Source organism: Microbacterium sp. 71-23, assembly GCF_001897265.1.
GTDB lineage: Bacteria > Actinomycetota > Actinomycetes > Actinomycetales > Microbacteriaceae > Microbacterium > Microbacterium ginsengisoli.
Map to the genome: position 1 here is coordinate 1 of NZ_MKSL01000010.1, position 12144 is coordinate 12144.

Annotated in this window: 11 protein-coding genes; 9 read left to right on the forward strand and 2 right to left on the reverse strand. The window is 72.9% G+C overall.

The window, feature by feature from the left end; translation table 11 throughout:
- Positions 1 to 160 precede the first annotated feature (160 nt).
- Genes BGO15_RS02440 through BGO15_RS02465 form a run of 6 tightly spaced genes read left to right on the forward strand, consistent with a single transcriptional unit; the run spans position 161 to position 5753 of the window.
- Positions 161 to 928 (forward strand): SDR family oxidoreductase, encoded by a 768-nt coding sequence (locus BGO15_RS02440; protein WP_056207842.1) that lies wholly within the window; start codon positions 161 to 163, stop codon positions 926 to 928.
- Positions 929 to 945: 17 nt separating this feature from the next.
- Positions 946 to 2463 carry a rhamnulokinase gene (locus BGO15_RS02445; RefSeq protein ID WP_056519277.1) on the forward strand — a complete coding sequence of 506 codons (1518 nt, stop codon included), beginning with the start codon at positions 946 to 948 and terminating at the stop codon, positions 2461 to 2463.
- Positions 2460 to 3215: a class II aldolase/adducin family protein gene (locus BGO15_RS02450; protein ID WP_056519274.1), complete on the forward strand. Its 756-nt coding sequence runs from the start codon at positions 2460 to 2462 to the stop codon at positions 3213 to 3215. The genes BGO15_RS02445 and BGO15_RS02450 overlap by 4 nt, the downstream gene beginning before the upstream one ends.
- The gene (locus tag BGO15_RS02455) at positions 3212 to 3940 is read left to right on the forward strand and encodes an SDR family oxidoreductase (RefSeq protein ID WP_056207840.1); all 729 of its coding nucleotides are present in this window, start codon (positions 3212 to 3214) and stop codon (positions 3938 to 3940) included. The genes BGO15_RS02450 and BGO15_RS02455 overlap by 4 nt, the downstream gene beginning before the upstream one ends.
- Positions 3940 to 4767, forward strand: coding sequence for a class II fructose-bisphosphate aldolase (locus BGO15_RS02460; protein WP_056207837.1), 828 nt, complete (start codon positions 3940 to 3942; stop codon positions 4765 to 4767). Before BGO15_RS02455 ends, BGO15_RS02460 begins: the two co-directional genes overlap by 1 nt.
- Positions 4764 to 5753, forward strand: coding sequence for a 1-phosphofructokinase family hexose kinase (locus BGO15_RS02465; RefSeq protein ID WP_082483119.1), 990 nt, complete (start codon positions 4764 to 4766; stop codon positions 5751 to 5753). The genes BGO15_RS02460 and BGO15_RS02465 overlap by 4 nt, the downstream gene beginning before the upstream one ends.
- A 27-nt stretch (positions 5754 to 5780) precedes the next feature.
- On the opposite strand, the gene BGO15_RS02470 is transcribed toward BGO15_RS02465, so the two are convergent.
- Positions 5781 to 6962 (reverse strand): HAD-IA family hydrolase, encoded by a 1182-nt coding sequence (locus BGO15_RS02470; RefSeq protein ID WP_162237855.1) that lies wholly within the window; start codon positions 6960 to 6962, stop codon positions 5781 to 5783.
- Between the two features lie 138 nt (positions 6963 to 7100).
- Between BGO15_RS02470 and BGO15_RS02475 the strand changes: the two genes are divergently transcribed.
- The 3 genes from BGO15_RS02475 (at position 7101) to BGO15_RS02485 (ending at position 10533) form a co-directional block, all read left to right on the forward strand.
- Entirely contained in the window at positions 7101 to 8495 is a 1395-nt protein-coding gene (locus BGO15_RS02475) for an FGGY family carbohydrate kinase (RefSeq protein WP_200930879.1), read from the forward strand.
- A 56-nt stretch (positions 8496 to 8551) separates the two neighbouring features.
- Complete coding sequence (locus BGO15_RS02480) at positions 8552 to 9442, forward strand: tagatose-bisphosphate aldolase (RefSeq protein ID WP_056519272.1); 891 nt, start codon at positions 8552 to 8554, stop codon at positions 9440 to 9442.
- A 95-nt stretch (positions 9443 to 9537) separates the two neighbouring features.
- Complete coding sequence (locus BGO15_RS02485) at positions 9538 to 10533, forward strand: LacI family DNA-binding transcriptional regulator (RefSeq protein ID WP_056519269.1); 996 nt, start codon at positions 9538 to 9540, stop codon at positions 10531 to 10533.
- A gap of 73 nt (positions 10534 to 10606) precedes the next feature.
- Here the strand turns inward: BGO15_RS02485 and BGO15_RS02490 are convergent, their stop codons facing one another.
- A complete protein-coding gene (locus tag BGO15_RS02490) occupies positions 10607 to 12082 on the reverse strand; it encodes a mannitol dehydrogenase family protein (protein ID WP_056519264.1) in 1476 nt (491 codons plus the stop codon).
- Positions 12083 to 12144: the final 62 nt, after the last annotated feature.

Genomic DNA, 12144 nt, shown 5'->3' on the forward strand with positions numbered 1-12144 from the left:
AACGTCGACACCACCGCCAAAGACGCCGTCTACCAGTCCTCCTGCGGCTAACCACCACACCACCACCCGCCCGCGGTGGCCGGGAGCTCGTCTCCCGGCCACCGTCGGTCGACCCTGCCTCCTTTCTGCTCTGCCATCCCCTCTTCACGTTGGAGCCCTCATGAACTTCCCTGACCTCGCCGGCCGGGTCGCCGTCGTCACCGGCGGCGCACGCGGCCTCGGCTATTCCCTCGCCTCCGCCCTCGCCCGTCAGGGCGCGAGCGTCGCACTCCTCGATCTGCTCCCGGAGGTCGAGGCATCCGCCGCACGCCTCGCCGAGGAGACCGGTGTGCCGACGGCGTGGGCGACGGTCGACGTCACCGACGCGGCATCCGTCGATGCGGCATTCGCCGCCGTCCGCGGCGCCCTCGGCACCGCCGACATCCTGATCACCGCCGCCGGCATCACCATCTGGGGCGACGCCGCCGAGGTCGAGCCGTCGGCGTGGGCGCGGGTGATCGACATCAACCTGAGCGGCACCTTCTACAGCACGCAGAGCTTCGCGCGTCCGCTCATCGCCGAGGGCCGTTCCGGGTCCGCGATCCTCGTGTCGTCGATGTCGGGGTTCATCGTCAACGTGCCGCAGAACCAGGCGTCGTACAACGCGTCGAAGGCCGCTGTCGCCCACCTGGCGACCTCCCTCGCCGTCGAGTGGGCGCCGGCCATCCGGGTGAACGCGATCGCCCCGGGCTATTTCCTCTCCGACATGACGCGCCAGTTCACCGAGGCGAACCCGGAGCTCGCGGCCGACTGGGTCGCCCGCATTCCGGCCGGACGCATGGGTGAGCCCGCCGATCTCGACGGACTCGTGCTCCTTCTCGCGTCGGACGCCTCGTCGTACCTCACCGGTCAGACGCTGGTGATCGACGGCGGCTACACCGCCATCTGACCGATCGCGGACGTGAGATGACTGCTGGTGCACCGGTCGCGTTCCTCGCCGTCGACCTCGGGTCCTCGAGCGGCCGTGTGATGCTCGGGTTGCTCGACCTCGCCGCCTCGGATCGCGGCGGTCCCGCGTGGACGATCCGCGAGGCCGGACGGTTCGCGAACGTTCCGGTGCGGTCGGCGGACGGGTGGGGATGGGACATCCCCACCCTCTGGGACGGCGTCGTGTCGGGGCTGCGTGCCGGCGTGATCGCAGCCCGCAGGGCGGGCGCCGCGGTCGAAGGCGTCGGCGTCGACTCGTGGGGCGTCGACTACGCGCGCCTGACCACCGACGGGACATTGCGTCCGTTCGTCAGACATCACCGAGACGCGGATGCCGCGCTCGCCGCGCGTACCGCGGCGTCGCGGGACGGCTCCGCCGACTACGCCGTGACGGGCGTGCTCGACCAGGCGATCAACACGGTGCATCAGTTGCGGCAGGATGCCGCCGCCGGCATCGGGACGGCCGATGACCGCATCCTGCTGATCGCGGACACCGTCGTGCACCTGCTGACCGGTGCGGTCGGCGCCGAGACGTCGCTCGCCTCGTCGACCGCGCTCGTCGATCGGGCGACCGACGACTGGTCGGCGGCGCTCGGCGCCGACCTCCCTGCCGCATTTCCCCCGCTGACGACCGCCGGGACGCCCGCCGGCGCGACCCTCCCCGAAGTGAGCGCGCTGATCGGCGCGGCTGATCCGGTGCCGGTGTGGTGGGTGACCGCCCACGACACGGCGGCGGCGTTCTCCGCCGTCGTCGACGCGGTCAGCGCCCCGACGACGGCGGTTGTGTCCGCGGGGAGCTGGGCGGTCACCGGATTGGCCGTCGCCGCCCCGCTGCTCGTCGACGCGGCCCGCGTGGCCGGGTTCACGCAGGAGATCGGTGCACACGGCGAGACGCTCCTCGTGAAGAACCTCAGCGGCATGTGGCTGCTGCAGCAGACGATGCGGGAATGGGCCGAGCTCGACGCCAAGGACGGCCGGCATCCGGTCGATCTGCACGAGCTTCTCCGGGATGCCGCGGCGTCCACGTACAGGGGCACGTTCGACCCGGCCGACCCGACGCTGCAGGCCCCCGACGATCTCGTGGGGCGGCTCGAGTCCGCGTGCGCGGCGTCGGGCGCGCTGCTGCCGGCCACCCGCGCGGATCTGGTGCGTGCCATCCTCGAGAGCCTCGCCCTCGCGTACGCGAGAACCCTCGACCAGCTCGAGGACCTCACCGGGAGCGCGGTGACCGACGTGCGCATCGTCGGCGGCGGCTCCCGCAACGACCTGCTGTGCGCGCTCACCGCGCAGCGCACCGGGCTTCCCGTGATCGCGGGACCCGCCGAGGCATCCGTGCGGGGTCTGCTGTTCCAGCTCGCCGTCGCCGCCGGCCGCCTTCCGGATCTCGCCGCGGCCCGTCACCTGGTCGCCGACGACGGCGAGCCGCCGTTCCGGCGCTACACGCCGCGGACCGACGCCCCCCGCCCCATCCCCCTGCCGACAGGAACCCCCGTATGACCTCCCTCGATCAGCTCGCCGACCTCAGCCGTCGACTCGGCGACCCCGCCTTCGACGCCGCGATGCTCGGCGAAGGCAACACCAGCGTGCGCGACGGCGACGCGATGCACGTGAAGGCCAGCGGTGCGGTGCTCGGGCAGGCCCAGGCCGCCGACTTCGTGCGTGTCGACCTCGCGCGGGCGAGCTCCCTGATCTCCGACCCCGACGCGGCCGACGCCGAGGTGGATGCACTCTTCTCCGACATCGCGCGCGTCGAGGGACGGCGTCCGTCGGTCGAGGCGCTGCTGCACGTCGTCGTCTACGAGGAGACGGATGCCGCGGTCGTCGCCCACAGCCATCCGACGTCGGTCAACGCACTGCTGTGCTCCCGGCACGCGGAGCTGCTGGTGGACGGCGCGCTCTTCCCCGACCAGATCGTGGTGCTCGGCGCGCACCCGCTGCTCGTGCCGTACATCGACCCGGGCATCCGTCTCGCCCGGGTCGTGCGCGAGATGCTGCGCGCCCACATCTCGGAACACGGCGCGCCGCCGCGGGTGATCTACCTGCGCAACCACGGCATGTTCGCCCTCGGCGCGCACGGCGCGCAGGTGCTCGGCATGACCGCCATGGCGCAGAAGTGCGCCCGCGCGATCATCGGCGCGCAGGCCGTCGGCGGCGTGAATTTCATGACCCCCGAGGACGTCGCGCGCATCGACACGCGACCGGATGAGAAGTATCGACGCGCGCTGCTCGCGCAGGAGGGATCGCGATGACCGCGCTCGAAGGAAAGGTCGCCCTGCTCACCGGGGCGAGCTCGGGGATCGGACTGGCCACGGCTCTCGCCCTCGTCGCGGAGGGCGCCCACGTCGTCGCTGCCGCGCGGTCGGTCGACGCGCTCGCTGAGCTGGCGGCGTCCGCCCCGGACGCGATCACGACGATCTCGGCGGATGTCTCGGATGCCGCGACCGCGCAGGCGCTCGTCGACGAGACCCTCGCCCGGCGCGGCCGGCTCGACATCGTGCTGCCCAACGCGGGCATCTATGTCGGCGGCGATCTGGTCGATGCGAGCGCCGAGCAGATCGCGGCGCTCGTGGCGACGAACGTGACGGGTGTCATGACGCTGGTGCGCGCGGCGCTGCCTCACCTGATCGCACAGGGCTCCGGTGACGTTCTCGTGACGAGCTCGGTCTCGGGGCACCAGGACATCGCGTGGGAGCCGGTCTACTCGGCCAGCAAGCACGCGGTGCAGTCGTTCGTGCACACCGTGCGCACCCAGACCGCCGAGAGCGGGGTGCGCATCGGTGCGGTCGCGCCGGGCGTGGTGCTCAATCCGCTCTGGGGCTTCGCCCACGGGTCGCCCGAGGAGGCGGCGCGCATCGCCGAGCGCACGGGCATCCGCTCGTCGGATGTCGCCGACGCGATCGTGTTCATGCTCACGCGGCCCGCGCACGTCGTCGTGCGCGATCTGGTGCTGCTGCCGACCGGACAGCCGATCTGATGCCGCTCGTCGACATGCCGACCCTGCTCGCGGGGCATCGGGCGGCGGGGGCGTTCAACTACGTGCAGCTGGAGATGGCCGAGGCGATCGTCGCCGGCGCGGAAGCGGCCGGCACGGGTGTCGTGCTGCAGCTGTCCCAGAACGCCGTCGCGTTCCACGGGGGCATCGCTCCCGCGGCGACCGCGGCGCTGCGGCTCGCGGACACCGCCGCGGTTCCGGTGGTCGTGCACCTCGACCATGCGACCGACGAGAACCTCGTCGATGAGGCGATCGCGATCGGGATGCCCTCGGTGATGTTCGACGGCGCCCACCTCCCCGACGACGAGAACCTCGCGCGCACCGCCGCCGTCGCCCGCCGTGCACAGAGCGCGGGCGTGTGGGTGGAGGCCGAGCTCGGCGAGATCGGCGGCAAAGGCGCGCACACCCCGGGGGTGCGCACCGACGTCGACGACGCGGCGGCGTTCGTCGCGGCGACGGGGGTGAACGCCCTCGCCGTCGCGGTCGGCAGCGAGCACGCGATGCTCGAGCGCAGCGCCCGCCTCGACGAGGAGCTGATCACCCGGCTCGCCCGTCGGGTGCCGGTGCCGCTCGTCCTGCACGGATCGAGCGGCGTCTCGGACGCGGGCATCGACGGTGCCGTCGTGGCGGGCATGCGCAAGGTCAACATCGGCACGCACCTCAATGTGGTGCTGACGGCCGTCGTGCGCGAGCGGCTGGCGGCGGATCCCGCCGTGGTCGACCCGCGGCGGTATCTGCGCCCGGCCCGTGAGGCCGTCGCGGCCGAGGTCGCCCGGCTCCTCGCCCTCATCGTGCGAGGCGAGGCATGACGATGGGGCCGGCCATCGTGACCGTCACGGCGGCGGGCGCGATCGATGCGACCTACCGGGTGACCGGCGCCCTGGCCCGCGGCGAGTTCACCCGAGCCACGGCGTACACGCGCGAGGTGAGCGGGAAGGGTGTCAACGTCGCGGCCGGACTGCGACTGGCCGCGCGTTCTGCGACGGCCGTCGTGGTGATCGGCGCCGACGACGTCGAGTCGGCCGTGCGGGCCGACACGGACGGGATGCTGCGCCCCATCGTCGTTCCGGGGGCGACGCGCGTGAACACGTCCATCATCGACGACGGCGGCGCGACCACGAAGGTGAACGCCCCGACCCCGCCGCTCGCCCCGGAGAGCTGGGAGCAGCTGGTCGCCACGACCCTCGCCGAGATCGAGGAGACCCGCGCGGGCTGGCTGGTCGTCTCCGGCGCTCTGCCCGAGATCGCCGGCGCCTCGGCGCCGGCCAATCTCACCGACCTCTTCGCGGGCGCCGTCGCGCGCGGTGCGCGGGTCGTCGTGGACACGAGCGGCGCAGCGCTCGAGGCCGCGGCATCCGACTCGCGTGTCTCGGTGCTCAAGCCCAACGCCGCAGAGCTCGCGGAGCTGACCGGGCAGACGCTGCGCACCAGGGGAGACGTCGTCGCCGCCGCGCGCAGCCTGGCCGTGCCGGTCGTGTCGGCGAGCCTCGGTGCGGACGGCATTCTGCTGGTCGCCGGTGACGTCGTCGTGCACGCGCACGCTGTCGCCACCCGCGTCGCCAACACCGCGGGTGCGGGCGACGCCTCGCTCGCAGGCCTTCTCGTGGGCCTCGGGGCGGGAACGATCGACGATCCGACGGCGCTGATGGCCGCGGCATCCGCCGCCGCCGCGTGGGGCGCGCACGCGGTGGCGCAGACGGCGACGGTGCTGACGAGCCTCGAGGGGATGCCGCACGCCGTCGTCACCCGTGACCCCGACCCGTCCGTGGTGCTCTCGGAGCCCGTCGAGGTGTAGGTCGCGGCGCCGCGACCGCCGGCTCGATCAGGCCGCGGGAGCGAGGCGAAGGCCGTCGGGACCGCTCACCATGACCACCCGGTCGAGCCCGTCGACCACGAGGTCGGCGCGCAGGTCGTCGGTGTCGATGGTGCCCGCGACGCCCAGCACGGCGCAGCCGGCGGCGCGCGCTGCGGCGATGCCGGCGGCGGCGTCCTCGACGACGAGGCACCGGGCCGGGTCGACGCCGAGACGCGCCGCGGCGAGGAGGAACGGCTCGGGGTGGGGCTTGCCCGTCGTCACGTCGTCGATGGTGACGAACACGTCGGGATGTGGGAACCGGGCGGCGTCGAGCCGAGCCGAGGCGATCGGGACGGAACCGGAGGTGACGATCGCCCGTCGGTCGGCGGGGATGCCGTCGAAGAAGGCCCGCGCGCCACGCACGGGCTCGAGGCCCTCGGCGTCGGTGACCTCGAGGTCGGTCACGTGCGCGAGGCCCTCGGCCTGCAGCGACGGCGGCAGGAGGCGGGAGATGAGGGTGCGCGCCGGCTGGCCGTGGTTGTCGTGCAGCGCCTGCATCGAGACGTCGTAGTGCTCGGCGAACCGGCGCCAGGAACGGATCACCGACGCGGTCGAGTCGATGAGGGTGCCGTCGAGGTCGAACAGCACGGCGTCGAACGTGCGAGCGAAGACCGCAGCGTCCCGGTCGAGGTCGCTGCGGATGCCGAGCGCGGGGAGGAGCCGAGTGACCTGCTGCGCGGTGGACAGCTCGGCGTCGATGGGGATCACCGGCACGGCCGGCGCCGGTGGCAGGGTGTCGTCGCGGTGGGCGTCGCGTCGTTCGCCGCGGGCCGCACGTCGTGCCGCGAACAGCGAGGCGTCGCCGCGCAGGTGGATGACGACGACCTCCGCGGGGGCGACGGCGTCGAGCAGCGCGGCCCAGTCCGCACCGCCCGTGAGCTCCGCGGTGAACGGCGCGACGAGCACGGCGGCGCCCGCGGTCGCGACCGCGTCGGCGGCGACCGCGCGCAGGGCGGTGTAGCGGCCGACGCGGATCCGCGCGGCGTGCGGCGAGGCGAGCCAGTGCCCGCCCAGCGCCTCGTCGGGGAGGGCGTCGAGCAGCGGTGAGGTGACCGAGTCGAGGTCGACGAGGGGCGCGCCGAGGCGGGTCGCGAGTGCGCGTCCGAGTGTCGTCTTCCCGGATCCCGCGACGCCGGCCACGACGATCACCCGAGGATTTTCCATTTGACACGTGGAGCGCATACGTCCACGATAGTCGTATCAAGTCACCGGTGTCATGCTTGATTTTCCGGGACTTCCCCCATCCTCGCCTTGACCTCGACGAAGAGTCGAAAGGACGGAGAACGCGTGACGCAGCCTCTGCGCGACGACCCCGCCGCCGCGGCATCCGGCCTGCTCGCCGGCATCGACCTCGGCAGCACCGGCATCAAGATGCTGGTGCTCGACGCGCACGGCTCCGAGCTCGTCAGCGACCAGGTGCCGACACCCTGGCGGGTGGGCCCGGGCGGCACGACCGAGATGGATGCCGCGGCCCTCACCGCCGCGCTCGCCACCCTCTTCGCGCGGGTCGACGACGCCCTCGCGCCGCTCACCGCCGCGCCCGTGGTCGCCCTCGGCATCGCCGGCATGGGGGAGACCGGGATGGTCGTCGACGCGACCGGCACCGCGGTCGCCCCCGGGTTCGCGTGGTTCGACCCGCGCGGCGTCGACCAGATCGCCGCCTTCCCCGCCACCGTGCGCGAGGAGTTCGCGGGCCGCACCGGGCTTCCGCTCGGCGCGCAGGTCACCGTCGCGAAGCTCGCGTTCCTGCGGGACAGCGGGGTCGAGCTGAGCGGATGCCGCTGGCTGAACCTCCCCGAGTTCGTGGCCGCATCGCTCGGCGGCGACGAGGCCCTCGAGTACTCCCTCACCTCCCGCACCGGCCTGCTCGACCAGGACGCCGAGGCGGCCTGGCCCGAGATGCTCGACGTGCTCGGCATCGACGCCGGGTTCCTCCCGCCCCTGCGCGGCGGCGGCGAGTCGTGGGGACGCGTCGCGACGGCGTTCGGCCCGCGCTTCGCCGGGGCCGAGCTCACCGTCGCCGGACATGACCACCTCGTCGCGGCGGAAGCCGGCGACGCCCTCGCCGCCGACAGCTATCACGTCTCCCTCGGCACGGCCGAGGTGCTGCTGCGCGTGCTCGACGGTCCGCTCGGATTCGACGCCCGTCAGCGCCTCGCGGACGCCCTCATCAACGAGGTCGCGCACGTCGTCCCCGGCAAGCACGTGCTCGTCGCCGGCGTGAAGACGGGCCTCCTGCTGCGGCGGGCCCTGGGAGCTGCGGGCATCTCCGACCGGGCGGGACGCGACGAGCTGGATGCCGCGGTGATGGCCCTCCCGTACGAGGGATCCCTCCCGGACGGCGCGATCGAGGTCAGCGGAGCTCGCAACGACGACGGCGTGCTGCGCATGACCCTGCACGCCGACGGCGTCTCGCCCGCCGAGATCTTCGGAGCCGTGCTGCGCCACAGCAACGACGAGATCGCCCTGCTCGTTCAGGCGATGGACCGCGAGGTGCCGCCCGCCACCCGCACCCGGCTCACCGGGGGCTGGGTCGGGATGCCCTCGGTCGTGCGCGCCCGCGCCCAGCTGCTTCCCGACGTCACCGTCTCCACCCGCGAGCAGGACACCGCGTACGGCGCAGCCCGTGTGGCCGCGCGCCTCGTGTCCGCATCCCCCGCGGCGACACCGACCACCCCCTAGAGCCTGCGGACGTGGCATCCGCCCGTCTGCCATCGACCCCCACCAAGGAGCACCCCATGAACGAACTGACCACGCTCGAGCGCCGCGCCCTCCAGTCGATCTCGACCCCGGACGGCAACATGCTCATCGTCGCCGCCGATCAGCGCAACGGCATGAAGGCGGCCATCAAGGACGCCCCGCACGGCTCCGACGCGATCACCCGCGAGGAGCTCGCCGAGGTCAAGGCGGACCTCGTGCGCCACCTCGCCAACCACGCCCCGGCCATCCTGCTCGACCCCGAGGTCGCGCTTCCCGGGATCGTCGACGACGGTGTGCTCTCGCGCGAGACGGCGCTCGTCGTCGGGCTCGACGCGTCCGGGTTCGAGACCGTCGACGGCCTGAAGTACACCCGTTACGTCCCCGGCGCGACTCCGCACTCCATCCGTGAGCAGGGCGCCGACGTCGCCAAGATGCTCTGGTACACCCGCCCCGACAAGCAGGGACTCGACTCCCGCGTGGCCGGTGAGATCCGCGACCTCGTCGCCGCGTGCGAGGCGGAGGGCCTGCTGCTGATCGTCGAGCTGCTCACCTACCAGCTCGAGGGCGAGAGCGACGAGGAGTACGCCGCCGCCTTCCCGACGCTCGTCGCCGACGGTGCTGCGCTCGCCGTCGCGTGCGGGGCGAAGATCCTCAAGCTCCAGTACCCGGGCTCCGCCGAGGGCTGCGCGCGCGTGACCGAGGCCGCCCAGGGCGTGCCGTGGGCCGTGCTCTCGGCCGGCGTCGACCACGAGACGTTCATCGGTCAGGTGGCCACGGCCGTCGCCCACGGCGCCGCGGGCGCCATGGCGGGCCGTTCGCTGTGGAAGGACTCCCTCTCGGCCGACGCCGGACGTCGCGAGGAGCTGCTGACGAACCGTGCCCTGCCCCGCCTGCGGGAGCTCGCCGACGCGGTCGACGGCCGCGCCTGACACCCGACGACCCCCGGGCGTCGACCACGGCTCCCGGGGGATAGGGTTGCGCGAGATCCGAGGATCCGGGGAAAGACGCGAAGGGGAGAGCGCCGATGTCGACGATGCGTGATGTCGCCGCCCGTGCGGGCGTGAGCACGAAGACCGTCTCGCGGGTGTTCAACGACGATCCGCACGTGCTGCCCGCGACCCGCGCCGAGGTCGAGAAGGCCATGCGCGAGCTCAACTACGTGCCGAACGTGCTCGCCACCACGTTCCGTGCCGGTCGCGCATCGGTGATCGGCGTCGCGGTACCGGACATCGTCGACCCGTTCTTCGCGGCCATCGCTCGGGCGATCGAGGACACCGCGCGTGCCCAGGGCATCTCCACCCTCGTCACCAGCCTCGGCGACGACCCCGTCGATGAGCGCGACGCGATCGAGTCGATGCTCGGGCGAAAGCTGTCCGGGCTCGTGGTCGCCCCGGTGGGCCTCGATCATTCGTGGCTGCAGCGCTGGCGGGAGCACACGCCGATCGTCTTCGTCGACCGAGGCCCGGTAGACCTCGAGACCGACACGTTCACCGAGGACGACGAGCAGGGCGCGCACCTGGCGGTCTCCCATCTCATCGCCCACGGTCACCGCCGCATCGCGTACGTGGGCGACGTGCTGCATCTGTCGACCGAGACGAAGCGGTTCGAGGGGTGGCGCCGGGCACAGGACGAGGCCGGCATCCGTCGTTCGGACGACCTCGTCGAGGTGATGGTGTCGGATCGGGATGCCGCGGCCGCGGCGCTCGTGCGCCTGCGTGCGCTGCCCGAACCGCCCACGGCTCTCTTCTCCGCCAACGCGCGCACCTCGATGGCGCTCGCGCATGTGCTGCGCGCGGACCCGATGGCGATGATCGGGTTCGGCGACTTCCCGATGGCCGATACGCTCACGCCGTCGGTGTCGGTCATCGACCAGGATCCGTATCGGCTCGGCGCGCTCGCGGCGGCCCGCATCTTCGATCGCCTCGCCGGGGTCGACGGAGGGCTGGAAGAGGTCACGGTGCTCGACGTCGCTCTCGTCGAGCGCGAGTCGTGCCGGCTTCCGGCGCCCGCGGGCGACTGACGGCGGAGGGCGTCGCACGTCCGTCGGACGGCGCACGCGTCCGGCGCTGCCCGGCCGTGGCCGGGCAGCGCCGTCAGCCCTGGAGTGCCTCGATCGCGCCGCGTGCGCCGCGCTCAGCGAGTGAGGCGCGCGCAGCGATGAACGCCGCCCGCAGTGCCGCATCGACTCCCAGTTCGCCGAACACGGGCGCGTAGTCGAGGAACGCGCCGGGTCGTGCCCCCTCCCGGGCGGCGGCCTCCTGCAACTCGCCCAGTCGGCGATCGACCGCCGGCAGAGCGGTGCCGGGCTCCGCGCTGCGCTCGAGGAACACGCTCCACGCGGCCAGCACGAGTGCCGCGCGGCGGATGTCGCCGCCGGAGGCGAGGCGGGACCGCACGACCGGCAGCAGGAACTTGGGGATGCGATCCGAGCCGTCCACGACCTGGCGGGCGAGCGTGTCACGGATCGCCTCGCTGCCGAAGCGCGCGATGAGGGTCGCGCAGTAGGCGTCGAGGTCGATGCCCGGCACGGGTTCGAGCGTCGGAATCGCCTCGATGTGCATGTAGTCGAGGAGGAACCCGACGAAGAGCGGATCGGTGCACACGTCGTGCACGAAGCGCTCACCCGCAAGGATCCCCAGGTAGCTCATCGCCTGGTGGGACGCGTTGAGCAGCCGGAGCTTCATGAGCTCGTACGGCAGCACCTCGTCCACGAGCTGCACGCCGACCTCGTCCAGTGCCGGGCGGCCGAGGGGGAAGTCGTCCTCGAGCACCCACTGCTCGAACGACTCGGAGTGCACCGGCCAGCCGTCCTCGATGCCGATGTCGCGCGAGACCGCGGCGCGCGTCTCGTCGGTCGTGACGGGGGTGATGCGATCGACCATCGAGTTCGGGAACGACACCGTCTCGCCGATCCAGGCGGCCAGGTCGGAGTCGACGCGCTCCGCGAATCCGAGCAGCGCCGTGCGCGCGACGTGGCCGTTGCCCTGGATGTTGTCGCACGACATCACCGTGAACCCGGGGACGCCGGCGTCGCGGCGGCGCCGCAGCGCCGCGGTCAGATAGCCGAGCACACTGCGGGGCACGTCCGACGACGACCCTTCGAGATCTGCGAGCACCGCGGCATCCACCGGCCGGAAGGCGCCGGTCGCGTCGTCGATGCCGTACCCGCCCTCGGTGATCGTGAGCGAGACGATGCGGGTGTCGGGGTGCGCGAGCTTGTCCAGCACAGCGGTGGGGTCATCGGGGGCGTAGAGGTACTCGATGAGGGAGCCGACGACCCGTGCCTCCGTCGACCCGTCGGGCGCGGTGGTCACGAGGGTGTAGAGGCCGTCCTGCGCAGCGAGCACGTCGCGCATGGCGACGTCGGAGGGGAGCATCCCGATGCCGCAGATCCCCCACTCGGTGGACCCGGTGCCGAGAACGCGATCCAGATACATCGCCTCATGGGCGCGGTGGAAGCCGCCGACGCCGATGTGGACGATGCCGGTGCGTACGCGCGAACGGTCGTACTCCGGTACGGCGACGGTGGGGGCGAGGTCGCCCAGGGTGGCGGCCGACAGGGTGGTCATGAGCGGGCTCCTCGGTGGATGTCGCGGGGAATGCGGAGGCCCGCGGGCGGCCGGTACCGGCG